The 25482-nt window shown below is 44.9% G+C and carries 26 protein-coding genes and 1 other RNA gene; 20 read left to right on the forward strand and 7 right to left on the reverse strand.

Annotation, left to right across the window (positions count from 1 at the left end):
* Positions 1–291 precede the first annotated feature (291 nt).
* Entirely contained in the window at positions 292–687 is a 396-nt protein-coding gene (locus ACMXYU_RS03450; RefSeq protein ID WP_415900197.1) for a hypothetical protein, read from the forward strand.
* A gap of 923 nt (positions 688–1610) precedes the next feature.
* Here the strand turns inward: ACMXYU_RS03450 and ACMXYU_RS03455 are convergent.
* From ACMXYU_RS03455 to galU, 3 genes are all read right to left on the reverse strand, one after another.
* Positions 1611–2882 (reverse strand): nucleotide sugar dehydrogenase, encoded by a 1272-nt coding sequence (locus tag ACMXYU_RS03455; RefSeq protein ID WP_415900198.1) that lies wholly within the window; start codon positions 2880–2882, stop codon positions 1611–1613.
* Positions 2879–4519: a glucose-6-phosphate isomerase gene (pgi, locus tag ACMXYU_RS03460; RefSeq protein WP_415900199.1), complete on the reverse strand. Its 1641-nt coding sequence runs from the start codon at positions 4517–4519 to the stop codon at positions 2879–2881. The genes ACMXYU_RS03455 and pgi overlap by 4 nt, the downstream gene beginning before the upstream one ends.
* Before the next feature lie 177 nt (positions 4520–4696).
* Positions 4697–5587 carry a UTP--glucose-1-phosphate uridylyltransferase GalU gene (gene galU / locus ACMXYU_RS03465; protein ID WP_415900200.1) on the reverse strand — a complete coding sequence of 297 codons (891 nt, stop codon included), beginning with the start codon at positions 5585–5587 and terminating at the stop codon, positions 4697–4699.
* 188 nt (positions 5588–5775) lie between these two features.
* Between galU and ACMXYU_RS03470 the strand changes: the two genes are divergently transcribed.
* The 11 genes from ACMXYU_RS03470 to ACMXYU_RS03520 all read left to right on the forward strand — a co-directional run bounded on the left by ACMXYU_RS03470 (position 5776) and on the right by ACMXYU_RS03520 (position 14178).
* Positions 5776–6351 carry a TMEM165/GDT1 family protein gene (locus ACMXYU_RS03470; RefSeq protein WP_415900201.1) on the forward strand — a complete coding sequence of 192 codons (576 nt, stop codon included), beginning with the start codon at positions 5776–5778 and terminating at the stop codon, positions 6349–6351.
* Positions 6352–6353: 2 nt separating this feature from the next.
* Positions 6354–6728 carry a CidA/LrgA family protein gene (locus ACMXYU_RS03475; protein ID WP_415900202.1) on the forward strand — a complete coding sequence of 125 codons (375 nt, stop codon included), beginning with the start codon at positions 6354–6356 and terminating at the stop codon, positions 6726–6728.
* A complete protein-coding gene (locus tag ACMXYU_RS03480; RefSeq protein ID WP_415900203.1) occupies positions 6721–7431 on the forward strand; it encodes an LrgB family protein in 711 nt (236 codons plus the stop codon). Before ACMXYU_RS03475 ends, ACMXYU_RS03480 begins: the two co-directional genes overlap by 8 nt.
* Before the next feature lie 297 nt (positions 7432–7728).
* Complete coding sequence (gene zapE / locus ACMXYU_RS03485; protein ID WP_415883618.1) at positions 7729–8841, forward strand: cell division protein ZapE; 1113 nt, start codon at positions 7729–7731, stop codon at positions 8839–8841.
* Positions 8842–9205: 364 nt separating this feature from the next.
* A complete protein-coding gene (gene rplM, locus ACMXYU_RS03490) occupies positions 9206–9634 on the forward strand; it encodes a 50S ribosomal protein L13 (protein WP_415883619.1) in 429 nt (142 codons plus the stop codon).
* Positions 9635–9648: 14 nt separating this feature from the next.
* On the forward strand, positions 9649–10041 hold the full coding sequence (gene rpsI / locus ACMXYU_RS03495) for a 30S ribosomal protein S9 (protein WP_286239726.1): 393 nt from the start codon (positions 9649–9651) through the stop codon (positions 10039–10041).
* 269 nt (positions 10042–10310) lie between these two features.
* Entirely contained in the window at positions 10311–10913 is a 603-nt protein-coding gene (gene petA, locus ACMXYU_RS03500) for a ubiquinol-cytochrome c reductase iron-sulfur subunit (RefSeq protein ID WP_415883620.1), read from the forward strand.
* Complete coding sequence (locus ACMXYU_RS03505; protein ID WP_415883621.1) at positions 10913–12160, forward strand: cytochrome b; 1248 nt, start codon at positions 10913–10915, stop codon at positions 12158–12160. The genes petA and ACMXYU_RS03505 overlap by 1 nt, the downstream gene beginning before the upstream one ends.
* Entirely contained in the window at positions 12160–12936 is a 777-nt protein-coding gene (locus ACMXYU_RS03510; RefSeq protein WP_415900204.1) for a cytochrome c1, read from the forward strand. The genes ACMXYU_RS03505 and ACMXYU_RS03510 overlap by 1 nt, the downstream gene beginning before the upstream one ends.
* An 85-nt stretch (positions 12937–13021) precedes the next feature.
* Positions 13022–13660: a glutathione S-transferase N-terminal domain-containing protein gene (locus tag ACMXYU_RS03515; protein WP_415900205.1), complete on the forward strand. Its 639-nt coding sequence runs from the start codon at positions 13022–13024 to the stop codon at positions 13658–13660.
* An 83-nt stretch (positions 13661–13743) separates the two neighbouring features.
* Entirely contained in the window at positions 13744–14178 is a 435-nt protein-coding gene (locus ACMXYU_RS03520; protein WP_415900206.1) for a ClpXP protease specificity-enhancing factor, read from the forward strand.
* A 71-nt stretch (positions 14179–14249) separates the two neighbouring features.
* Here ACMXYU_RS03520 and ACMXYU_RS03525 read toward each other — a convergent pair whose 3' ends face one another.
* From ACMXYU_RS03525 to ACMXYU_RS03540, 4 genes are read right to left on the reverse strand one after another with little or no spacing between them, the layout of a single operon-like run.
* Complete coding sequence (locus ACMXYU_RS03525; RefSeq protein WP_415900207.1) at positions 14250–14834, reverse strand: BON domain-containing protein; 585 nt, start codon at positions 14832–14834, stop codon at positions 14250–14252.
* A 2-nt stretch (positions 14835–14836) separates the two neighbouring features.
* Entirely contained in the window at positions 14837–15427 is a 591-nt protein-coding gene (locus ACMXYU_RS03530) for an SIS domain-containing protein (RefSeq protein ID WP_415883626.1), read from the reverse strand.
* A 20-nt stretch (positions 15428–15447) separates the two neighbouring features.
* Positions 15448–15807, reverse strand: coding sequence for a YraN family protein (locus ACMXYU_RS03535; protein WP_415893567.1), 360 nt, complete (start codon positions 15805–15807; stop codon positions 15448–15450).
* 9 nt (positions 15808–15816) lie between these two features.
* Entirely contained in the window at positions 15817–17637 is a 1821-nt protein-coding gene (locus ACMXYU_RS03540; protein ID WP_415900208.1) for a penicillin-binding protein activator, read from the reverse strand.
* Between the two features lie 36 nt (positions 17638–17673).
* On the opposite strand from ACMXYU_RS03540, the gene rsmI reads away from it, so the two are divergent.
* From rsmI to ACMXYU_RS03580, 8 genes are all read left to right on the forward strand, one after another.
* Entirely contained in the window at positions 17674–18507 is an 834-nt protein-coding gene (gene rsmI / locus ACMXYU_RS03545) for a 16S rRNA (cytidine(1402)-2'-O)-methyltransferase (RefSeq protein WP_415900210.1), read from the forward strand.
* Between the two features lie 31 nt (positions 18508–18538).
* Positions 18539–18889: RNase P RNA component class A (rnpB, locus tag ACMXYU_RS03550), an RNA gene on the forward strand.
* 271 nt (positions 18890–19160) lie between these two features.
* Positions 19161–19616 (forward strand): division/cell wall cluster transcriptional repressor MraZ, encoded by a 456-nt coding sequence (gene mraZ, locus ACMXYU_RS03555; protein ID WP_415900211.1) that lies wholly within the window; start codon positions 19161–19163, stop codon positions 19614–19616.
* An 18-nt stretch (positions 19617–19634) separates the two neighbouring features.
* Positions 19635–20573 carry a 16S rRNA (cytosine(1402)-N(4))-methyltransferase RsmH gene (gene rsmH, locus ACMXYU_RS03560; RefSeq protein WP_415900213.1) on the forward strand — a complete coding sequence of 313 codons (939 nt, stop codon included), beginning with the start codon at positions 19635–19637 and terminating at the stop codon, positions 20571–20573.
* Positions 20573–20941: a cell division protein FtsL gene (gene ftsL / locus ACMXYU_RS03565; protein ID WP_415900214.1), complete on the forward strand. Its 369-nt coding sequence runs from the start codon at positions 20573–20575 to the stop codon at positions 20939–20941. The genes rsmH and ftsL overlap by 1 nt, the downstream gene beginning before the upstream one ends.
* On the forward strand, positions 20931–22634 hold the full coding sequence (locus ACMXYU_RS03570; RefSeq protein WP_415887101.1) for a peptidoglycan D,D-transpeptidase FtsI family protein: 1704 nt from the start codon (positions 20931–20933) through the stop codon (positions 22632–22634). Before ftsL ends, ACMXYU_RS03570 begins: the two co-directional genes overlap by 11 nt.
* A gap of 11 nt (positions 22635–22645) precedes the next feature.
* Positions 22646–24112 (forward strand): UDP-N-acetylmuramoyl-L-alanyl-D-glutamate--2,6-diaminopimelate ligase, encoded by a 1467-nt coding sequence (locus tag ACMXYU_RS03575; protein WP_415900215.1) that lies wholly within the window; start codon positions 22646–22648, stop codon positions 24110–24112.
* On the forward strand, positions 24109–25479 hold the full coding sequence (locus ACMXYU_RS03580) for a UDP-N-acetylmuramoyl-tripeptide--D-alanyl-D-alanine ligase (RefSeq protein ID WP_415900217.1): 1371 nt from the start codon (positions 24109–24111) through the stop codon (positions 25477–25479). Before ACMXYU_RS03575 ends, ACMXYU_RS03580 begins: the two co-directional genes overlap by 4 nt.
* The last annotated feature ends 3 nt before the right edge of the window (positions 25480–25482 follow it).

Here is a 25482-nt window from a genome sequence, read left to right on the forward strand (position 1 = left end):
CCCCGAAGGGGGGAAGGGTACCGACATCCTTGTCGGCTCCTTATCTTCCCTGATCAAATAGCAGATGCCTTCATCCTTGAAGGCCTAGATCTTCCTTGACCACTCTGCTGGTAAACATATTAAGTTCAGAATTAGCGTAAATATATAAGAAAAATTCCTAATTTGATTTGCCTTGCTAAGGTGTTGTTTTTTTGCCTTTGTTCGGATGGTTTAAACTCTTTAGTTCTTTGCGTCCTTGATATGCGTGGATACAATTACTTTGATTTTTAAACCAATGGGTAGGTTTTAAGCGTGTATAGATATTTTTCAGCTTTTCTTCTGTTTTTTTCGACTTCTGTCTTTGCTGTTGAGTATTTGGTTGTAACTAACGATAGAGTAAGAGTACCTGAACAACCTGGGTTGCAAGGCAGAAGTATGCTGATGCTCAATAAAGGGCATCTGGTTATTAAATTAGAAGAAAAAGCGGATTGGACTCGAATTTATCTTATAGGTAAAGAGAAGCTAATAGGTAAGACTGATGGTTTTATGCATAGCTCGTTTTTAAAAGAGGAGCGTAAAGTCATGGAGCAGGCACTCCCTGAAGAACTTAGAATAGATATGGTGGCTGCTGATTTAGCCTGTGAAAAAATAATGAGGGCTGAATTAATGCAGGGGTGCAGATCTACGTCTGCAGTACAAATTTCATAAAGCAGCTCAATTAAGCAGTATTAAGGTTAATTGTAATGCAGAATTGGTAGCAAAATCCCGAAGTGGGGAGTTAATTCCTATACCTGTTAATCAAACGCTTGAGCATTCAGTTAATCAAACCATAGGCGATTTTTCCATGCATATTATTATGAAGGCTGATGCTTCTTATCAGTTAGAGCAGGTGGGCTTAGAGGGGAGTCGCTGTAGGCTTTTTGGGCACAGTAATTGATATCTTGTTTCATGTTAGGTGTAAGTGAATAAGGTCTGTTTTTAGCTTAGGGTTACCTCATGGGCATAGTTGCGATGCTCTTAGGTGGCCTTTTGGTAGGAGGTGTGCCTTTGTGCCCTGGGTGCTCGCGGCGAAACACTGAAACAATCGCGATGGGGCGTCGCTCCCACATCGAACTATCTTGCTTGTTGAGTAAATTTTTGTGGTGATTACTGCTCTTTAGTTTTCCGAGAAATCTTCGACGCTACAAAGCAAACTATAATCGCAATAACTACGCCTACCGCATTTGCATACGCGTCTTCAATAGAAAAGTGGCGTGATGGTTGAAGAGCGCCTTGAAGGTACTCAAGCAGCCCTGCCAGTAAAAACCAGCTGCTCCAGTAGATCCAGCTAGAGATCTTGTATAGAGCTAGCCTTCCCATAAATGAAACACTAAAGAATGCTATGAAGTGTCCTGCCTTATCTGAATTTTCAAAGATCCTTTCAGGTGGCGAAGGGCGGAATATACTATAGGCCAGTGCAGCTAAGGCTAGAAGGAAAATTACCCAGATCATAGTCTTATATTTTTGGATAAAAGTGTTGTTCAATTGTTTTCTCAGTTTTAAATAGTTGCGTGGCGATATTAATCTCTAGGTCAGGATAAGTTGTTCGCGGCAGGTTGCTCTTACTCATAGATATTGGTAGTAGGTGAGATCTAGCGTCCGACGCCATAGTAGGTGAAGCCAAGGTTCTCTAGCATCTTTTTATCAAAAATGTTTCTGCCATCAATGATTAGAGGATGACTCATTGAGCTTAAGATCTCGTTGTAGTCAGGGGACCAGTATTCAGGCCAATCTGTTAGTAATAAAAGACCATCGCTGTCTCTAAGGGCTTCATAGCTGTTCTCAAAGTACTGAAGTTGTTCTTGTTCGCCGAAATGCTCAAGAATATTGTTCATCGCTTCAGGGTCGTGCATCTGGACCTTACAGCCTTGCGCGAGCAATGTACCGATAACTTTTAAGCTGGGAGCATTATCGATACTGGCGGTACCTGATTTAAATGAAAGCCCCCAAATGGTTACTGTTTTGTCTCTAAGGTCACAAGAGTAGTGGCGCCATAATTTTCGGAATGGCTGCTCTTTTTGCTTTTCGTTCTCAATTAGTACTGTATCCAGCAGTTTTGAGTTTCTTGCTTCCGTCATTAATTCTGACAGTGCTTCAATATACTGTTGAAAATGCAGGCCACCGAAACCACAGCCTGGGTGAAGATAGTGTGGCCCAATACGTGGGTCTGTGATCATTGCTTCTCGAATAACCTCAATATCAACCTCTAGCTGATCGGCTAAGTTTGCTAATTCGTTTATATAGCCGAGCCGCAGCGCAAGCATCCCTGTATTGGCAAACTTTGTGAATTCAGCCTCTTTAGACGACATGATCATCCATTGTTTGACGGCTTGGCTAAATGGCCGCATGAGGGCTTTGATATTGAGTATAGCCCAGTCGTTAGTACAGCCTAAGATGATGGTTTGTGGCCATTTGTAATCCTGTAGGGCTGAGCCTTCGGATAGCATGTCAGGTATATAGCAAATAACCTGATTGTTATTTTCGTCTAACTGACTTTGCAATTTGTCTGAGCTGCCAACACCAAAATTGGATTGGTTGATGATCAATGCGTTTGATGAATGATGCTGACTGATACGACTGATAAGACGTTCGGCAGTTTTAAACTGGTCAGGGTTTAATGCCAAAATATGGTTTGATGCATGCTCTATGCCTTCACCTCTTGATCCAATGATGAGTCGGCCATTAGATTGAGCATCCAGAATTAACTGTTCAAGTCCTGGCTCATTGCTAACCTTGAACTCCAGATCTTGCTCGTTAGGCGCTTCATGTTCATTGGTGACTAAGAGAATATGGTTGCCGCTTTCAGCTAGTGCCGCGGCTGCAGTCCATGCAAGGAGTTCGTTACCCCAAATGGTAATCTTCATTTAGCTTCTCCTTTAGCTGCAATTCTGTTTATTAAGCCGTCGGTTGAACTGTCGAATTTAGGTGTTTCGTTGTTTGTATCGAAGGCGCTTAGTAGAGACGTAGCTACTTTCTTGCCTAGCTCCACACCCCATTGATCAAACGGATTAATATTCCAGATAACCGATTGCACAAAAACTTTATGTTCGTATAGTGCTATCAGCTGCCCAAACGAAAATGGCGTAAGTTCATCCAGCATGATTGTTGTGCATGGCTGGTTACCTTTGTAGCGCTTATAGGCTGGGGCAGTTTCTGCCCCTTCGAGAACGGAATCACCTAGCGCTAAAATTCTAGATTGGGCTAGGCAGTTTGCTAAATTTAGCTGATGTTGATGCTGGAGTTCTGAATTGTCAGTGTCATGATACCTTCTCGCTGCAACAATAAAATCACACATAACTGCTTCTGTGCCTTGGTGAAGCAATTGATAAAAAGCGTGCTGAGCATTTGTTCCAACTTCTCCCCACAAGATAGGGCAGGTCTTGTAGTTTACGCCATTGCCCTGACGATCAACGGATTTACCGTTGCTCTCCATTTCAAGCTGCTCAAGATAGGCTGGAATATGACTTAGTCTACCGTCATACGGTAGGATGGCGTGGGCGTTTATGTTCTGAAAATTGATGTTCCAGATGCCTGTCATAGCAAGAAGGACGGGTAGATTTACGTCTAGTGGTGCCGTTTTGAAATGTTCATCCATTTCATGTGCACCAGCAAGTAGATCTTTGAATCCGGCCATACCGAGTTTTAATGCGATTGGCAGTCCAATAGTGGACCACATTGAATAGCGTCCACCAGTCCAATCCCAAAATTCGAGTTGATTGCTTTTAGGGATACCCCATTCCACGACTTTATCGGGGTTGGCTGAAACACCAATGAAATGACGGGATACAAGCGTTTCTTCGCTGCCAGCGTAGCTTGATTTCTTTAGCCACTCTTTAGCTGTTTGAGCATTGGCTAGGGTATCTATCGTAGTAAATGATTTCGACGAAATAATGAATAGCGTTCTAGCTGGGTTTAATTCGTCGAGTAGATCGGCCATCTGGCTGCCGTCCATTGAGGATACAAAATGGACCTTTATTTTACGTGCTATGTCTGGAGTGTTTTCTGACAAGGCTTTACATGCCATAAATGGGCCTAGGTCCGACCCCCCTACGCCAATATTAACCACTGTATCAATGGAATGCCCTGTATAACCGCGCCACTGGCCTGAGTGAATTCGAGTTACAAGTTGCTCCATTCTTTCTAAATTGTCATGGACCTCATCAATGATATTTGTTCCTGATAGGTCTAGAGAGTAATGGGCAGGAGACCTCAGAGCTGTGTGCAAGGCTGGTCTGTCTTCCGAATCATTTACATGATCGCCTTTGAATAGTTTTGTGATCCATTCGGAAAGCTGTTTTTCCTCAGCGAGTTTGATTAATAGAGATATGGTCTCGCTTGTGATTCTTTGTTTAGATAAATCGAGGAGCAGATCTTTCTGTTCAAAGGTGAGGTGTTGGAAGCGATCAGAGTCCTGTAGGAATAGAGTGCTTATATGTGATTGAGACATATAATAAGCATGGGATTGGAGGTCTTTCCATGCTATTGATTCAGTTGAAGACATCAGGTTTCCTTATTGGAGCTAATCGCTAGATTCAGTATTTTACCTGCTCTTTTTATGCGGGGTAAGATCCTTCCTTGGATATCTCTGATACAGCTAGAGGTATCTTTTTGAAATAGATATTTCGAGGTGGTATGCCTCTCTTAAGCGGTGATCTGAGAGAGGCTTCCTAACCCGATATTAAAGATTTAGCTCTTTAATAAATGTTTTCAGGCTTTCAGCGGTTTCTTCGTGTTGAAGGCCATAAACAACATTCGCTTGAAGGTAACCTGCTTTGTTACCGCAATCGTAAGTTTTGCCGCTCATATGGAAAGCTTGAAGGTTGCCTTCATTTAGGTAGTCTGCCATGGCATCTGTTAATTGGATCTCTCCGCCTGCGCCAGGTTTCGTATCCTTGAGTAGTTCCATGATGCGTGCGGGTAAAATATAACGACCGTTGATCGTTAAGTTAGACGGCGCTTCATCTACAGGTGGTTTTTCAACCATACGAGAAATATTTGCAGATTGGCCAGCAGAGATCGCTACGCCTGAGCAATCTACTACACCGTAGCGATCTACGTGCTCCATTGGGACTGGTTCAACCATAATTTGGCCGCAACCTGTATTATGATAAGTTTCTACCATGGCTGATAGATCAGTTTGTGGAAGTCCGTAACAGTTGATCAGCATGTCGGGTAGTAATACTGCAAAGTCTTCATTGCCGATAATTGGTGCGGCGCACAGAACGGCATGGCCTAATCCTAACGCTTTATCTTGGCGTACCGCGCTGATGGATACATCTGACGGAAGTATGTTTTGTACCGATTCTAGAATTGCTGTTTTGCCTTTGTGTTTTAATTCTGCTTCTAGTTCGTAATGGCAATCAAAGTGATCTTCTATAGAGGCTTTGCCTGATCGAGTAACTAAGACAATATCTTTAATTCCTGCAGCTACTGCTTCTTCTATGACGTGTTGTATAACAGGCTTGTCTACAACGGGCATCATCTCTTTAGGAATTGCTTTGCTTGCAGGAAGTACGCGAGTACCTAAGCCTGCGACAGGGATTACCGCTTTGGTTATGTTTTTTGTCATAGAAAAAGATCCTTTTGTCTGAACGCCATGCTTAATCACATAATAACATGCTTGTACGCTATGGTTGTTAATAGAGTGAAGTGATTTTGTCTTTAGATAAAGCTCTGGTTTGATTTACTTTATGGTGGAGTTTTTCTAATAAGGTTTAGTGTTAATATGCTCGGTTTAATCATGTTGTAGAGTTAAATATGGATCTGATTGAGCCTTTTCTTAAAGTGCTTCTTCTTATTTTTCTTGCTGAATTCGGTGATAAAAGTCAGTTGGTTTGCATGACTTTGTCGGCTAGATATAAGCCTGTTCCGGTCTTAATTGGCGCTGTGGCTGCGTTTTCAGTATTGAATCTATTGGCCGTTTTGTTTGGTGCAACCATTAGTGCTTATCTACCCCAGACTGCAATCTTTGCGCTGGTCGGTACACTGTTTTTGGTCTTTGGTATTCAGTCCTTACGGGTTGAAGATGATGAAGAAGAGGGGGAGCCTAATATCGGTAGGCACCTGCTTCTGTCTGTATTTGTATTAATATTTCTAGCTGAGTTGGGCGATAAAACGCAGTTATCTATAGCGGGGCTATCTGCTGTAGAGAATGCATGGATTGTTTGGCTTGCGGGAACATCTGCATTGTTGGTTACGACGTTGCTGGGAGTTTGGTTGGGGCAATTCTTACTTCAGCGATTGTCCATTATTTGGATTCATCGAGCGGCCAGTGTGTTATTTATTGGTTTTGCTTTAGTGGCTTTTTGGCAGTTAGCACAATTGGTGATGTAGATATGATCCAAGGTTTTCTTATTTTGTTGGTATGCCAGTTGGTTGGGGAACTTATTGTTACGGCAGCAAGTGTGCCTATTCCTGGTTCAGTGGTTGGCATGGTTTTGTTACTGGTAGGCTTGATTGTTCGTGGTGAGGTGCCGGAAGGGCTGCGTGTAACCGCTGAGGGGTTGCTGAAAGTGCTGCCATTGCTTTTGGTGCCAGCAGGTGTCGGTTTGATGAACTATTTTGGAGTGCTTTCCGATTATTGGCTTGAGCTGATGGTGTCGCTGTTTGTAAGTACTTTGATAACCATGTTTGTTGTGGCTTTTTTGCTGAAGGTGCTCTCGAAGGAAAAGGTGAGTGCTAAACAGGATTTAGGAGATGACGATGCTTGAGTTGTGGTCTCATTTTCAAGTATTTCCAGTGCTATGGCTTGTCTTGACTCTGGTGGTTTTTTTGTGTGCGTCCTGGATAAATACAAAAGCAGGTAAAACTCCGTTTTTACATCCAGTATTGGTATCACTCTCTCTGATTATTGTTGTTCTAAAACTAACTGAAACGGACTATGCGACCTATATGCAGGGTGGGCAGTATATTCACTTACTATTAGGTCCTGCGGTAGTCGCGTTGGCGGTGCCCTTATATGACAACCTGGCAACTGTTAAGCGATTGCTGCTGCCTTTGCTGGTAGGTTGTGTCGTTGGAGCTATTGTTGCCGCGAGTTCAGCAATTCTCATTGGTGTTGCTTTTGGGTTGAGTGATGAGTTGCTATTAACCTTAGCACCTAAATCGGTTACTTCTCCTATCGCAATTGCGGTAGCTGAAAAAATGGGCGGTTTTCCTTCTTTGGCTGCCGGACTTGTTCTTATTACAGGTGCTATGGGCTGCTTGATCGCGCCGTTTGTTTACCGTCTATTAGCTATTAAAGATGAGTCTGTAAAAGGCTTTGTTTTAGGTGTTGGTGCGCATGCGATGGGTACCGCATTTGCTTTTGAATATGGCATGGTTGCAGGTGCATTTGGTGGCTTGGCTATGGGAATGACGGGGGCATTTACTGCGTTTATGCTACCGGTTTTGGTGCCTTTGTTGGGGTTGTAGTTGCAAGAGTGTCTTATCGCGGTAAGATGCCGCTCCTACAAAGAAAGCTTTATTGGAGGAGGTGCATCTTACACCGAAATTTATTTAGTCTAGAAACTTATCCTACGATACAGCCTAAAAGTGAGCATCTCTGGGAGTCGTATCTGCGCTGAAAAAAACCTTTCTAGCTGTATTGTACTTTATCCACTGAATTGAAATGTTTCCTAGTAACACCCCTCCTTATGTTGCATTTGCTAAATGATCCTTTCGCCGGTAAAGTTCGCGCAGGTTAAAAAGTAGATCAAATTGGCAAATCTCATGACTCCATTAGAAAGATACAAGCAAGACCTCAAGCGCGATGATTTCTCTTATGATCCAGCCCAAGAGATGGCTGTTGAGCATCTTCAGCGTTTATATGACGATCTTGTAGCGGTTAAGGCTGAAGAGCCTAAAGTCGGTTTAATGGGGCGTTTGAAGAGTAAGCTGAAAAAACCGGAGCCGAAAGAGCCGGTTAAAGGTTTGTATTTCTGGGGTGGTGTAGGTCGTGGTAAGACTTACCTGATGGATACTTTTTACGACAGTCTTCCGTTCGAACAGAAGATGCGTACCCACTTCCACCGTTTTATGCAGCGTGTACATGCAGAATTAAAAGAGCTGGATGGTACGGCTAACCCACTAGTTGAGATTGGCAAAAAGTACGCACAAGAAGCTCGAATTATCTGTTTTGATGAATTCTTTGTCACAGATATCACTGATGCCATGATTCTGGGCGGCTTGCTGCAAGAATTATTCAAGAACGGTGTGGCTCTAGTGGCAACGTCCAATATTGTTCCTGACGGGCTATATAAAGATGGTTTGCAGCGCGCTCGCTTCTTGCCAGCGATCGATATGCTGAATCGTTATACTGAAGTTGTGAATGTTGATGGTGGCGTAGACTATCGTTTACGTGCTTTAGAGCAGGCGGAGCTTTACCACTATCCGTTAGATGCTGAAGCAGATAAGAGTTTAAACCGCAGTTTTGAAAGTCTTGCGCCAGATCTAGAAGAGGTGGTTGAGGCCGAGGTTCTGGATATTAATGGCCGTGATATGCAGACACGCCGCTGCTGTGAAGACGTGGTTTGGTTTGATTTTAAAGAGCTTTGTGAAGGTCCTCGTTCCCAGAATGACTACATTGAACTGGGCAAGATATTTCATGCTGTTATGGTGGGTAATGTGCCGCAGCTGGGTCGCTCTAATGATGATGCCGCTCGTCGCTTCATCAACATGGTCGATGAATTCTATGATAGTGGCGTTAAGTTGATTATCAGTGCTGAAAAGCCAATTCATGAGATTTATTCAGAAGGGCGTTTGGAATTCGAAATTGAGCGAACTCAAAGTCGTTTACTTGAGATGCAGTCTCATGAATATCTAGCGCGTGAGCATAGAGCATAGAGCATAGAGCATAGGCTTTGTGTAATTATCAAAAAAGCACCTTAGGGTGCTTTTTTTTCGCGGCAAGATGCCGCTCCCATAGGTTGTTTGTATTGTTGACGGGCATGACATCGCTCAGCAATGTTTAATTTTGAACTTGTAGGAGACGCTTCTAGCGTCGAATGTTTGAGGTTTTATTTAGATTTTAACTTGCGGGTAATGGTGTTGATATATATAATGCGCGCTCCCAAGTTTAGGCTTGCTTAAATTTTGGGCAGAAGAGAGTTGTTCTAATCAATTTGGAACAACAAATAATTATAAGTCAGATCGGGCGATTTTATTAATAAAATCAACGAGATCTGAGTAAAGTTGAAAGGCTATACAGATGAAAACATTCGTCGCTAAGCCAGCCGAAGTAAAACGCGACTGGTACGTTGTTGACGCAGAAGGTAAAACTCTGGGTCGTCTGGCTACTGAAATTGCACGTCGTCTACGTGGTAAGCATAAGCCAGAATACACTCCACACGTTGATACTGGTGACTACATTGTAGTTGTTAACGCTGAAAAAGTAGGCGTTACTGGTAACAAGCGTAAAGATAAAACTTACTACCACCACACTGGTTTCCCAGGTGGCTTGAAAGAAGCTTCTTTCGAGAAGATGGTAGAAACTTTCCCTGAGCGCACTATCGAGCTTGCTGTTAAAGGCATGCTGCCAAAAGGTCCACTAGGTCGCGCTATGTATGCGAAGCTGAAAGTTTACGCTGGTGCAGAACATCCGCATCAGGCTCAGCAGCCTAAAGAACTTAACGTTTAAGGGGAAGGATAATCATGTCTACTACACAGTATTACGGTACAGGTCGTCGTAAAACTTCTACAGCACGTGTTTTCCTGCGTCCAGGTACAGGTGCTATCACTATCAACAACCGCACTATCGAAGAATACTTTGGTCGTGAAACTGCGCGTATGATCGTTCGTCAGCCTCTAGAGCTTACTAACAATCTTGAAGCGTTCGACGTTGTTGTTACTGTTAAAGGCGGCGGCGGCTTCGGTCAAGCTGGCGCTATCCGTCACGGTATCACTCGTGCACTAATGGAATTTGATGAAACGCTTCGTCCAGCTCTACGTGAAGCAGGTTACGTTACTCGTGACGCTCGTATGGTTGAACGTAAGAAAGTTGGTCTACGTAAAGCACGTAAGAAGCCACAGTTCTCCAAGCGTTAATTCGATATCTTTTTCGAAAGATTTTGGATTCAGAAAAAGCGCCTGCCCCTTTATCGGGGTGGGCGTTTTTTTTGCACTGCGTTATATCAATACATTGGCCTAAAGTACGGCGAAAAATAAGTAATTCACCTTGTAAGAAAGGGGTAATTTCTTTACTATTTGGGCCATTTTTAAGATACAGATTTCCGTAGCTATAAAATTCTTAGCGGCCAGAATATTTTTGCACCTGCAGAGATATAAAATAAGGTCGATTGAGGGGAGATAACTTAATGAGCAATGATGGCGTGAATAAGGGTCGGCGCCGTCTCCTAATCGGTGCTACATCCGCAGTTGGTGCGGTTGGTGCTGTAGGAGCAGCTGTCCCATTCGTAGCTTCCTGGACGCCGAGTGCGAAGGCAAGAACTGCCGGCGCACCTGTCAAGGTGGATGTAAGTAAACTGGAACCTGGTCAGCAGGTAATTGCTAGCTGGCGTGGTAAGCCTGTGTGGATCGTTCGTCGTGGCGAAGAAGCATTGGCTAATCTGGCTAAGCTAGATAGCAACTTGCAGGATCCAAAATCGGATAACCCTGCACAGCAGCCTGATTACATTCCAAAAACCCCTGCGCGTTCTCTACGTGAAGATATCGCTGTTTTGGTTGGTATTTGTACTCACCTAGGTTGTTCTCCAACTTATCTTCCTGAAGTAGGTGTTACATCTGGTCAGGGTGAAGATTGGGTTGGCGGTTATTACTGCCCATGTCATGGTTCTCGTTTTGATCTTTCTGGTCGAGTAATGAACGGTTCCCCGGCTCCAAGTAACCTTGTGATCCCGCCTCATCACTATGAGAGCGAAAATGTGATCATCGTAGGTATTGATCAGGAGACTGCATAATGGCTGGTTCTCGTAACAAAGGTAACCCAGGTATCATGGGTTGGATTGATGATCGTTTCCCAGCTACAGCTATGTGGGAAGATCACCTATCTAAATACTACGCTCCAAAGAACTTTAACTTCTGGTACTTCTTTGGTTCATTGGCGCTTCTAGTGCTTGTTAACCAGATCCTAACGGGTATCTGGCTAACTATGTCTTACAATCCTTCAGCTGAAGGTGCGTTTGCTTCTATCGAATACATCATGCGTGATGTTGAATACGGTTGGTTGCTACGCTATATGCACTCTACCGGTGCATCTGCATTCTTCGTAGTTGTTTACCTGCACATGCTTCGTGGCATGATGTACGGTTCTTACCGTAAGCCTCGTGAGCTTGTATGGCTATTCGGTATGACAATCTACCTAGCGCTTATGGCTGAAGCTTTCATGGGCTACCTATTGCCATGGGGTCAAATGTCTTACTGGGGTGCACAGGTAATCGTATCTCTATTCGCTGCTGTACCATACGTTGGTCCAGAACTAGCTGAATGGATTCGTGGTGACTACCTGATCTCTGGTATTACTCTAAACCGTTTCTTCTCTCTGCACGTAATTGCTCTACCAATCGTTCTATTGGCATTGGTTGTTCTGCACATTATCGCGCTACACGAAGTGGGTTCTAACAACCCAGACGGTATCGAAATTAAAGATAACAAAGATGAGAACGGCGTACCTGTTGATGGTATCCCATTCCACCCTTACTACTCTGTTAAAGACATTGTAGGTGTGGTTGTGTTCCTATTTGTTTTCTGTGCAGTAGTCTTCTTCTTCCCAGAAGGTGGTGGCTACTTCATTGAGGCGCCAAACTTTGAGCCAGCTAACCCGCTGAAAACACCTGAGCATATCGCGCCTGTATGGTACTTCACGCCATTCTACGCAATGCTACGTGCTATCCCACCAATCCTAGGTTCTCAGTTCCCAGGTGTTGTTGTGATGGGTGCAGCGATTGCTATCTTGTTTGTGCTTCCTTGGTTGGACCGTAGCCCAGTTAAATCTATCCGTTACAAAGGTTGGATGAGTAAGCTGTGGTTGGTTATCTTCTGTGTAAGCTTCGTAATCCTGGGTTACTTGGGTGTTGTTGCATCTACTCCAGGCCGTACGCTAGCGGCTCAGATCTGTACTGCGCTTTACTTCGCATACTTCTTCCTGATGCCGTTCTACACCAAGATGGAAAAAACTAAACCGGTTCCAGAAAGGGTTACAGGCTAATGAAAAAGTTTCTTATTGCATTAGTAATGGCGGCGCTGCCGATGGCTGCAAGCGCTGCTGGTGGTGCTAAAGGCCACCTTGATGAGATGGATGTAGATCTACATAACCAAGCATCTTTGCAGCGTGGTATGCAGACGTTTGTAAACTACTGCTTGGGCTGTCACTCTGCTGAGTTCCAGCGTTATGAGCGTGCTGCACTAGATTTAGGCATGAACCCAGAGCTTGTTGCTGAACACTTGATCTTTGGTGATCACAAAGTGGGTGAGCAGATGACTATCTCTATGGACAAAGGCGATGCTGGTAAGTGGTTTGGTAACCCTCCACCAGATCTAACGCTAGAAGCGCGTCTTCGTGGTCCAGATTGGTTGTACACTTACCTACGTAGCTTCTACGCTGATGATTCTCGTCCATGGGGCGTGAACAATGCAGTGTTCAAAGACGTTGGTATGCCGAACGTACTTGGTCCGCTACAGGGTGAGGTTGTTGCAAGCTGTTCTTGGGAAGAAATGAATGCTCACGGTTTGCGTGGTGAGGGTATTGATCCTCTAACTAACAAGCCGCTAACTAGCTGTACTTCTGTTAAGAAGGGCACTGGTGAGCTATCTCCAGAAGAGTTTGATGCGCTAGTATATGATCTAGTTAACTTCATGGTTTACATGGGTGAGCCATCTAAGTTGGATTCTCAGCGTATCGGTACTTACGTGTTGATCTTCTTGTTCCTATTCTTCTTCCTTGCGTATGCGCTGAAGAAAGAATTCTGGAGAGATGTACACTAATAGCTTTACGATATAATCGTGAGCTTTAAAACGCGGCCTCTTTTTTAAGGGGCCGCGTATCTGTTTCTAATAAGGGGTATTCTTAATGGGTGTTGTGGCAAAACGTTCTTCCATGTCCTTCTACTCTAATGGCGAGGACCAGTATAGCCATCGAGTTCGTATCGTCCTGGCAGAAAAGGGTGTTGCTGTAGAGATTCATGATTGTGATGAAGGTAATCTTCCTGAAGATCTAACTTCAATGAATCCGTACAATAGCCTGCCAACTTTGTTGGATCGCGATTTGGTTCTTTATGAGCCAAATGTGATGATGGAATATCTTGATGAGCGCTTCCCGCATCCTCCGCTATTGCCTGTTTATCCTGTAGCTCGTGCGGAAAGCCGACTATACATGTATCGCATCCAGCGTGACTGGTGTGATCTTGCGGATAAAATCATTGAAGCTGCGATGGCTGATGATGAAGATACAGCAGAAGAGGTTCGTAAAGAGCTACGTGATAGCTTGATTACGATTTCACCTATCTTTGCTGATAAGCCTTTCTTCATGAGTGAAGAGTTTACTTTGGTTGATTGCTGCCTAGCTCCACTATTGTGGCGTTTGCCGTTGTTGGGTATCGATCTTCCAGAAGATCAGTGCAAGCCTTTGGTTAAGTATATGGATCGCTTATTTGAGCGTGAATCTTTCCAAATGAGCTTGTCAGAAGCAGAGCGTGAAATGCGCGATTAATTGTTTCGTAGTAAAGTTAAAAAAGGGATGATGTTTCATCCCTTTTTTTATGTCGTAATTTTGTTAAATGTTTGGATAAAGAAATGAAGCCGAGTCGCCCTTATCTTGTTAAAGCACTGTATGACTGGTTATTAGATTGTGATTTAACACCTCATCTTTTGGTAGATGCTACGCAGGATGATGTTACGGTTCCTACGCAGTTTGTTGATGATGGTCAGATTGTTTTAAATATTAATCCATCAGCGGTTCGGGATTTTTATCTCGATGATCGAGCATTGTCTTTTAATGCGCGTTTTTCAGGTCAGCCAATGGATATATATGTGCCAATGGCGGCTATCTTAGCTATATATGCGCGTGAAAATGGACAGGGTATGGGCTTTGGTGGTGAGCCGGGTGTTGACTGCTATACGCAGGAGTTGGCAATACTGGACAACGTAGAAGATATGGATGCAGATGAGCCTGAGGAAGCTGAAAAGCCGGCTAGGTCGAAAAGGCCGTCATTAAAAGTTGTGAAGTAGTTAAGAGAAGTGGAAGGGGGGAATCTATAGAATAAAAGGTGCGTACTAAGGGTTAGTACGCACCGTTGTTCTTATCGATTAACGTATTCAAAGACTTTTACGATTTTCTCTACACCAGCGATATTTCTTACGATATTGATCGCATTCTCAGCTTCTTGAGGGCTTACAAGACCCATAAGATAAACCGTGCTGCTATCAGTTACTACCTTGATGCGAGACCCATCAACTGCTTCGTTTGTTAATAGCTCGGCTTTAACTTTCGTGGTTAGCCAAGCGTCGTTTGTGCGCGCGATAGTGGATGATACGCCAGAGATTTTAACTTCGTTATGAATCTTACGTACTTTTCGTACTTGGCTGACGATCTGTTCAGCTTCCTGCCTTGAGCTTTCTGCAGGTGCTTGGCCTGTTAACAGAACAACGCCGTTATAGCTTGTTACGCTGATATTGGTTGCCTGCATCTGTTCTGAGCCCTTGGCAAGGTTTACCATCGATAGTGTTTCAATTACTTCATCATCTATATATGAACCAACGGTTCTGCTGCCAGGGTCTTCCTGAATAGGACCTTCTCTTCCGGCACTTAGGATATCGGAACAGCCTGTAACTAATAGCGATAAGCTAATCCCTGCAATTAAACTAAATGTCTTTTTGTTGATCATGTTTATTCGCTTCCAAAAAGTTGGTAGTCAATTAAATCGCATAAAGAGTGCAAAACTAGTAACTGCGCATGGTGAACTAGCGAACTATCGTCGCTAGGTACGCATATCTCGATCTCTTCTGGGCTGAGAAGCGCTGTGATATCGCCACCATCAGAACCGTTCAGGACGATAACAGTCATTTCACGATCATGGGCGGCCTGTATTGCTTGTACAAGGCTGCTGGAGCGACCGTGAGGTGTTATCAGTAATAAAATGTCCCCAGGTTGGCCTAAGGCATGGATCTGTTTGGCTTGCGCGTCCATAAAGCCGCTATCTTCACAGATTGCGCTTAACGTAGCACCGTCTGAGTTAATATTGATTGCGGGTAGACCTGGACGCTCATGCCTAAATCTATTCATCAATAGTGCGGTGAAGTGTTGCCCTAAAGATGAGGAGGCTCCATTGGCACAGCAGAGAATCTTGTTCTCACTGACAAGGCAATGGAGTAAAAGTTCGCCAGCATGGGCAATTAGTGGGGTGTACTGCTCAATGGTGATTGCGTTGACTTCCATTGAGTTGTGAAACTGGCTGACAATGCGGTCTTCGAGTTCCATGCTGTCCTTAATCGTTTACCTTAAGTTCTGAAGGCATCTTTATACCACAGCGGCTCCGTTGGTGCTGCATCATATTCATAAGCAATGACATCAAATCGGCAATTATTGTTAGAAAATTGCGTTTTATGGCTCAAATAATGTTGTGCTGCTTTAATGATCTTTCGTTGTTTGGTGGTAGTAACTGAAGCTGCTGCACCGCCATACTTTTTTGAATTGCGGTAACGGACTTCGATAAAGACAAGTGTGCGACGATCTAACATGATTAGATCGATCTCGCCGAAGCGGCAATGATAATTGCGTTCGACTAGGGTGAGTTTGTTTTTTGAGAGGAATCTTTCGGCGTGTTTTTCGGCGTCCTTGCCGGTCTTGTTTCTGTCCATGAATATTATTTACTCAATAATTTGTGGGATACCATCTTTATATTGGGCCCAAGTTAGCGTTCTGAAAACAAGGCCGTTGTTATTAATGCTGAGTTGGCCTGTCTCGCCGTTGATCTGGGTGCCAGGAACCGCGCTTAATTGTTTTAGATAAGGATGAATGCGATAAGCATCAAGGCCTAGAGCGTATAAGCGACCAAAACGACTGTTTGTGTCATTTCGTTGCTGTGAAATAAGTACTTTGTCTTGGGATGGTGGTTTTAGGTTCCAAGGGGTGCCTAGGAAAGTAACGTTATTCAGGTCTTGGTCCTGAATAGGGTTGTTGCTACCGCTGAATACGTGTGAGGTGGCATAAATTGGCAGGTCGCCTGCAAAGTTAAACGCTAGCATAGTATTTAGCTGTCTAGCATCATTTGGTAGTGCAGTGAGGATAATCGCTTCCATATCGTGGCGACGATGTTCTTCAAATTCAATTTTATGGGTATAAACAACTTTTCTTACGTTCTTGTAGCGCTGTTTACTTTTATCTGTGGATAAAAATTGACTCACATGCTCAGAGAATTCGCTGATATCCCCAAAGTTACTAGAGTGGACAACCATGCCGCCCAGGCTTGTGTAGTGTTCTTCAAAAGCCTTGTTGATTTTTTCGCCCCAGCCACTGTTTGGTGTTAATACTGCGGCACGGCGTATGCCGTCTTTCCATGCGCGCTCTGCAATTTGAATGGCTTCATCTTCGGCTGAAAGGCCAAATTGATACATGCCTTCGCGAGCGGGTGAATCGGTGTAGTTTAGGGCGAGTACAGGCACTTGGATATGCTGATCGGCAGCCAAGGTTGTAACATAGTCTTTAGCTAAAGGCCCGATGATCATATCGACTTGTTGCTCATTAACGATTGAAGCCAGCTGAATCGGGGTATTTATCTTTTCAGAGTCCAGAAATAGCAGTTCTGGAGAGGTTTTGCCTGGTTGTTGGCTGCGTAGATGAGCCATCATAATGCCTTCTTTGATGGCGTTGGCAGGTTTGGCTAATTTGCCTTCAAGTGGCAATAGTACTGCTATTTTTTGAGCTGAGAATGTCTGTGCACCTAGTCCGCCAAGAGATTGAGGTGGTAGCTTTTGGGCTGGGTGAGATTCCCATAATACGGCCCAGTTATTCAGCGCTTGGTTTTGTGTGTCTAGTTGAGTGTTGACGCTTAGCTCGTAAGCTAGCTCTAGCCAGCCCTGCTCATGATAACTATTAGTTCCGCTACGAATAAGCTCGGAAAGCTGGATTGCTTCAATTTTAAGTAGGCTATTCCAGATTTGATCGTGCAGGATTTGCTTTGCTGCGTCCGTGTCGAGCAGTTGGCTTAATCTAATAAGTGCTTTAGCTTCACTAAAATGTTGCTGTTGTAGCTGGAATGCTTGGGCACGCAATTCGAGAATTTGAATCTCTTGCTCGGTTAGGAGTTTAAGATCCGACAAACCATTTAATCTGTCTAGCTGTTGCAGGGCTTGTTCAGGCTGGTTTTGTTCTAGTGAGGCTTCAGCTTGAAGTTTAGCGATCTCAAAGCGAAGAGATGGGGCTAGGAGGGCAACGTCTATTTGGCTTAGTACGGCAGCAGCTTCTTGCTTGCGGTCTAGGCTAAGTAAAATCTTCGCGGCGTCTGCTCGATACTGAGCAGATTTGATCGGTTTTGCAGAATTCGCTTTTTTAAGTAGGCTTTCTACTCGTTGTTGGTCTTGCTCAGCTGCAGTCAGCGTTGGTTTCGTGGATGTCGTACTAACTGAACAACCAGAAATAATTGTGCTGATTAAAATTGCTGAAAGAGACAGGCGCCACTGAAATTTCATATACTTCGCAACCCACGTTTTAAGATGGTATCTGTAATGTTAGAACCCGCACTGTACGTTGTAGCAACGCCAATAGGAAATCTGCAGGATATGACACCTCGCGCTATTGAGGTCTTGCAGCAAGTTGAGTTGATAGCTGCTGAGGACACACGTCATAGTGCCCGTTTGATGGCGCATTTTGGTATCAATACCCGCCTTGTTTCCGTCCATGAGCATAACGAACGCCAGCGAATTGAGACGATTGTACACCAGTTGCAATCTGGTGCCAGTGTTGCACTAATTTCTGATGCTGGAACGCCTCTAATTTCGGACCCTGGATATGTTGTAGTTCAGGGGGTTAGAGAGCAGGGTTTTAAAGTTGTGCCTGTTCCTGGCTGTGTGGCTTTTATTGCTGCGTTGTCTGCGGCGGGTTTGCCTACAGATCGATTTATCTTTGAGGGATTTTTGCCGCATAAATCGAGCGGGCGTAAGCAGCAGCTAAAGGGGTTGGTTGATGAAACGCGAACGCTGATCTTTTATGAATCTCCGCATCGTATTGTGGCCTCCCTGAAAGATATGCAGTCAGTCTTTGGTGGTGAGCGTGTTGTGGGTATTGCTCGTGAGCTAACTAAAACTTATGAAACGATCCATGTGGATAAGTTGGATGCTGTCATAGAGTGGATGGAGGCTGATTCCAATCAGCAGCGCGGTGAGTTTGTTGTTTTGGTTCACGGTATAGAAAATAAAGGCGCAGCTGAACTTGATGCTAAAGCTCTGGAGGTGCTGGATATTCTTCTTGCAGAGCTGCCGGCGAGTCAGGCGGCTTCTTTGGCTGCGAAAATTACCGGTTTGAAGAAAAAAGTGCTTTATCAGGCGGCTTTAGATCGCTAACTGATTTCGCTTTTGTTAGAATTCGCGCCGAGGAGTTTGCCAGGCAGTCGCTGCCTTCTTTGAAGGTGGAGGAAAGTCCGGGCTCCAAAGGGTAGAGTGCCAGATAACGTCTGGGCGGCGCGAGTCGACGGAAAGTGCAGCAGAAAATATACCGCCTAAGCATCCTCGGATGCCGGTAAGGTTGAAATGGTGCGGTAAGAGCGCACCGCGTGGGTGGTAACACTCCACGGCATGGTAAACCCCACTCGGAGCAAGACCAAATAGGGTTCCTATAGGCGTGACCCGCGCTGGAACCGGGTAGGTTGCTTGAGGTGCATAGTGATATGCATCCCAGATGAATGATTGTCCACGACAGAACCCGGCTTATCGGCAAACTCCTCATTATTCTTTCTTTTCAGGAAGAGCGGTGTCCACTGCTTTTCCTGTAAAGGTCTGATTCGCCTAATTCATTGTTTTATATGCAGTCTCTCAATGCTTTGTTTTTGAGAGCTTCTCTCTGTATGCATTTCTCTAATGTTTGATCTCTGATAACCGTCATTTACGGCGCTTTCAGCCTTGCTTTAGTTGGGGTTACTTTCTATAGTGTGCTCTAGTGGGATAAAGTGGGTAAAAGTGGGTTTTTCTGTAATTTAAGTGGGTTTTGAGAGCCGAAAATGTTTAGAGGCGTTAATCAAATCAATCTGGATGCCAAGGGGCGCATGGCGATTCCGGCACGTTATCGCGAGAAAATCGCGACGTGTTGCGATGGTCAGCTCGTGGCTACGATTGATACTGAAGCGCGCTGTTTACTGCTTTATCCACTGGAAGAATGGGAAGTTATTCAGGAGAAAATTGAAAGCCTGCCTAGCTTTAATCCCGCAGCGCGTCGAATTCAGCGTCTACTGATTGGTCATGCAACTGATCTTGATATGGATGGAAATGGACGATTGCTTTTGCCCGCTCCACTTCGAGAGTATGCGGAGCTCGATAAAAAAATTGTGTTGCTTGGGCAAGGGCAGAAGTTTGAAATCTGGAGTGAGTCCAGATGGTTAGCTACCCGCGAAGAGTATCTTCAAGAGGTAGAAGGTGGCATGGCAATGCCTGAAGAATTACAAAATTTATCGCTATAGCGGATCGAGTAACGACGAATGAGCCAGGAATTTAAACATATCACAGTGCTGTTAAATGAAGCTGTAGAAGCTTTAGTGCAGGACGCGTCTGGTTTCTATGTCGACGGGACCTTTGGTCGTGGCGGTCATTCTGCATTGGTATTGGATCAATTGGCAGAAGATGGTCAGTTGATGGGAATCGATAAGGATCCAACCGCCATTGCGCATGCACACGAACGTTTTGCAGATGAAGATCGTTTCTCTATAGCGCACGGCAGTTTTGCACAATTGCAAGAATTTGTAACTGAGCGCGGTTTGCAAGGACAGGTTGATGGAATTTTGCTGGATTTGGGTGTGTCTTCACCACAGTTAGATGATGCTTCCCGAGGGTTTAGCTTTCTAAATGATGGTCCGCTGGATATGCGAATGGACACCTCTTCTGGTGAAAGTGCGGCTGATTGGATCGCTCGCGCCGAAGAGAAAGAGATTGCTGATGTGATTTATACCTATGGCGAGGAGCGTTTCTCCCGTCGTATGGCGAAAGCGATTGTGGCTAAGCGTGAAGAAGAGCCAATTACCACGACAGCGCAGCTTTCAAAAATTATTGCTGAAGCCAATCCTGCTTGGGAGAAAGGTAAGAACCCTGCAACACGTGCTTTCCAAGGTATTCGTATCCATATTAATCGTGAATTGGAAGATCTGGAAAGCTGTTTGGATCAGGCTTTAGAAATGTTGAAAGTGGGTGGGCGTCTAGTAGTTATTAGCTTCCACTCACTAGAAGATCGGATTGTGAAGCGCTTTATTCGTCAGCATGTTAAAGGCGATGAGCATATTCCACGTGGTATTCCGGTTACAAACGATATGTTGAAAATTCGGTTGAAGAATGTGGGTAAGGCTGTGAAAGCGAGTGCCTCTGAAACCGAAGAGAACGTACGGGCTCGAAGTGCAGTTATGCGAGTGGCTGAAAAGGTCGCTTGATGCTTGGAAGGTTCTGGAAAAATTGGGTTGGCGATCAGGAGGATGAGAAGGGGAATTCATCTGGTCGAGACAATTTTTATAGTGCTGAAGAGTTGCTGAGCCCATTTTTATTGGTGTTTGTGTTGGTTGTGGTGCTTTTGGTGTCATGCTTGGGCGTAGTCATGAGCGCCTTTGAATATCGACAGTTATTTAACCAGCATCAGGAATTGATACAGCAAAGGGATGAGCTTCAAGTTGAGTGGGGACAGCTACTGCTTGAGCAAAGTGCATGGGCTGCCAATAACCGAGTTGAACAACAAGCAACGAGCGTATTGGGCATGAAAGTGCCAGACGTTGAGCAAATAGAGATCGTGAAGCATGAGCGATAACACTGAAGCAGCAGTTGGTAGAGGATGGCGCCTTTGGTTGGTGCTGGTTCTTCTATTGCTCGTTGCAGGTGGGATTACAGCTCGCATGCTTTCGCTTTATGTTGAAGAGCAGTCGTTTCTGCAAACTCAAGGTGATGCTCGTTCATTGAGAACGGTTCAGGTACCCGCTCATCGTGGGATTATCACTGATAGGCATGGTGAACCCTTAGCGGTGAGTGCACCGGTCGCGACTATCTGGGCTGATCCGAAAATGACAGATATGCAGCACGATGGTTTGTCAAAACTAGCGGTGCTGCTTAAAACGAACAAAAAGAAACTACTAGCTAAGTTATCTGAAAATCGCAGTCGTAGATTTCTGTATTTACAGCGTCAAGTTACACCTGAACTAGCTGAAAAAATTAGAGCTTTGCGTATTCCGGGTGTGCATGTCGATCGTGAATATAAGCGTTACTACCCGGCAGCTGAGGTAACAACGCATCTGGTTGGTTTCACTAACTTGGATGGTAAAGGCCAAGAAGGTCTAGAGCTGGCTTATGAGGATTGGTTAAAGGCTGACGCCGGTAAGCAGTTGGTTATGAAAGATCGTTTGGGTAGAACGATCAAGCATATTCGCGAAGTTAAGCCGGCGCTGCATGGTAATGATATTCAGCTAAGTATCGATTTAAGGCTGCAATATCTAGCGTATAGAGAATTAAAAGCCTCAGTTGAAGCGCATAAAGCTGATGGCGGGTCGATTGTGATGCTAGATGCATCTACGGGCGAAGTGTTAGCAATGGTTAATCAGCCATCTTACAACCCGAATGATCCAAAACAGAGAATTTCGACGGCATTAAGAAACAGGGCGTTAACCGATACATTTGAGCCGGGCTCGACGGTTAAACCTATGACGGTTGCGGCGGCGTTGATGAGCGGTGAATACGAGCCGGAAACAATCGTAAATACTGCACCTGGTTATATGCGGGTTAAAGGTAAAACGATTAGAGATCATCGTAATTACGGTGAGATAGATATCTCAACCATCATTACGAAATCCAGCAATGTGGGTGTAACGAAGCTGTCATTAAGCTTACCTGAAGGTTCGGTACGTAATCTGTATCACAATTTAGGCTTAGGGCAGGCAACAGGCATCGGATTCCCAGGTGAAAGTACGGGTTATCTACCTTATCTGAATTCGAGACAGCAAGTTGAACGTGCGACGCTTTCTTATGGTTATGGCTTATCGGTAACGCCATTACAGCTAGCTCAGTCATATTTGGCGTTGGCTAATGATGGTGTCGTGAGCCCTGTTAGTCTGATTCGCCAAAACGAAGCAGGCAAACCTGTTCGAGTTATGCCTGCGGATGTGGCGGTTGATGTCCGTGAAATGATGGAAACTGTGATTAGCGTTAAAGGCACGGGTCGTAGAGCTGCTGTTCAGGGGTATCGAGTGGCAGGAAAAACAGGCACTGTGCATAAGGTTGGCCGCGGTGGATATATCGATGATCAGTATATATCTACATTTGCAGGTTTGGCGCCGGTAAGTGATCCGCGCTTAGTAACAGTAGTGATGATTGATAACCCTAAAGGCCAGGAATATTACGGTGGTGAGGTAGCAGCTCCGGTTTTTTCAAGAGCGGTAGGTGGAGCTTTGCGTTTGATGAATATCCCACCGGATAATTGGCCAGAAGTGAATAAGCAGGTTGCTCAGCGTTGAATGAGGTGACTATGTTGGAAATCAGTAGAACATTGAAAGAGATTGCGCCGGAGTGGGTTGATGAAACTTACGCCGGCTTTGTCGTATCTGCTATTTCGCAAGATAGCCGCACGGTTACGCCCGGCACTCTGTTTATTGCTCGATCCGGTATCCAGCATCGTGGTGTCGATTTCGTTGAAGCGGCTGAAAAAAGTGGTGCAGTCGCTATTTTGTTGGACTGTCGTGAAGTTGGTGATTGCCCTTCGCTTTCGATCCCTGTGATTGCTGTGCCTGATTTAGTCAGTCAGATTGGTCCTGTAGCCGCAAATTTTTATGGCCACCCAAGCCGTCATCTGAATGTAATTGGCATTACGGGGACTAACGGTAAGACCTCTTGTGCGCATTTTGTTGCTCAGGCGATGAATGCGATAGGCACGAAAACTGCGATTGTTGGCACTATTGGAAATGGTTTTCCAGGCCAGCTAGAGCAGGCAACTCATACAACCCCAGATGCTGTAGGTTTGCAGCGTTTGTTTGCTGAATTACGCGCAGCAGGTGCCGAAAGCGTTGTGATGGAAGTCTCTAGTCATGCTTTACAGCAGGGCCGAGTTGCTGGGGTTGAATTTGATTATGCCGCACTCACCAACTTAAGCCGTGATCATCTGGATTACCACGGTTCTATGGCTTCTTACGGTGCGGCTAAAGCAAGATTGTTTAAACGCTTTGATCTAAAAGCTTCTGTTATCAATAGTGATGATGCTTTTGGTCAAACGCTGTTAGCTGATGACGAAGTTAAAGGTAAAAAAGTAGCGGTTGGGCGTGCACAAGGCGATTATCTGATCGCAGCATACCGTTTAGCTTTACACGGTATCGAAGCGGAGCTGAAAACGGCGCAAGGCAACTTTGCTTTCGCTAGTAAAATTATCGGCGAATTTAATCTGGACAATTTGCTTCTTGTAGCAGCTTTGCTCTCCGAGCAAGGGTTTAGCCGAGAGCAGGTTATGCACGGGCTTTCCAAATTAGATGCAGTGCCAGGGCGAATGCAGGCATTGGTCACTGCGGATAAGCCGTTGGTAATTATTGATTATGCGCATACGCCAGATGCTCTAGAGAAAGCAATCCAAGCTGTTAGAGCTCATACGTCAGGGCGTTTGTGGTGCGTATTTGGTTGTGGTGGAGACCGCGATACAGGTAAACGAGAACTAATGGGCAATATTGCAGACCGATTTGCAGATCGGTTGGTTGTGACTAGCGATAACCCAAGAACCGAACAGCCAGATAGCATTATTGAAATGATCGAGAGCGGTATTCATGATCATCAGGCGGATGTTGAAGCGGATCGTGCAGAAGCGATCAGAATGGCGATCAATGCTGCTTCAGCAGAAGATGTCGTATTGATCGCAGGTAAAGGTCACGAAAATTATCAAGAGATTGCTGGTACACGTTACCCGTTTAGTGATGTTGATGTGAGTAAGTCAGTTTTAGGGGTGGCGGTATGATTGGTCAGTGGTTTTTGCAGCAGTTACAGCAAGCTTTTGGCGGGCAGATAACGGCTGATACTGAATTTACAGGTGTCAGTACGGACACACGTACGATTAAGCAGGGCGACCTATTTGTCGCTCTGGTTGGTCCTAATTTTGATGGTCATCAGTTTATAGAACAGGCACTTGAAAAAGGCGCGGTCGCCGCGGTTGTTTCTCGATCTATGCCAGAAATTAAAGCGCCATTGTGGCAAGTTGAAGATACGCGTATTGCTCTGGGGAACATTGCGCAAGCGAATCGTCAGCGCTTTGATGGCACTGTTTACGCAGTGACAGGCAGTAGCGGTAAAACGACAGTTAAAGAGATGCTATTCGCGATTCTGTCTCAGAATAATCAGGTATTGGCTACCAAAGGTAATTTGAATAATGACATCGGCGTACCGCTAACACTGTTCGAATTAAGTGATCAGCATCAAATTGCTGTGATTGAACAGGGTGCCAGTGCTGGTGGTGAGATTGCTTATACGACTGCGATTTCTCTACCAGATGTTGCGATTTTGAATAACGCGATGGGTGCTCATCTGGAAGGGTTTGGCTCTCTGCAAGGTGTAGTCGAAGCGAAATCTGAGATCTTTTCGCAGTTAGATGAAACTCAAGGCACGGCTGTTATCAACCTAGATGATCCGCATACAGAGTATTGGTTAAATCAAAACCAAGGAAAGCCTCAGAGCAACTTCTCTCTTAGCTCCGAGAAGGCTGCTGTCTATGCGTCGGACTTGAAACCATCTAGCAATGGCTGTTTTTCTTTTGTTTTGCACAGAGGCTCTGAGTCTCAAAGGGTTCAGCTGCAGGTGATGGGACAGCATAACGTTGCGAATGCCCTAGCTGCGGCAGCTGCTGTAAGCGCTAAAGGAATGCCTTTAGCGGAAATTTGCAGCGGTTTAGAATCCTTTACTGCAGTATTTGGACGTATGCGTTGTTTGTCGACAGCGTCTGGTGCTCAAGTGATTGATGATAGTTATAACGCCAATCCTGGTTCGGTAAATGCGGCAGTGGATCTGCTGGTTAGTTTGCCGGGCAAATCAGTATTGGTTTTAGGAGATATGGCTGAGTTAGGGGCAGATGCCGCTGATCAGCATGCACAGGTAGGTTGCCGGGCAGCGCAGAAGGGGGTTAGTTGTTTCTATGCAACTGGCGTGCTGTCCCGGCACTCTGTTTCAGCGTATAACGCTGCAGCAGATGGGCAGGGAATGCATTTTGAAACACGTGAAGAATTAACAACTGCATTGAAAAAGCTGGCTGATCAGAATACCAATATTCTGATTAAAGGCTCGAGAAGTGCAGCGATGGATCAGGTCGTGAAGAACCTGACTGAAGGGGAATAGAAG

Source organism: Neptuniibacter sp. QD48_11, from assembly GCF_047778095.1.
Lineage (GTDB): Bacteria > Pseudomonadota > Gammaproteobacteria > Pseudomonadales > Balneatricaceae > Neptuniibacter.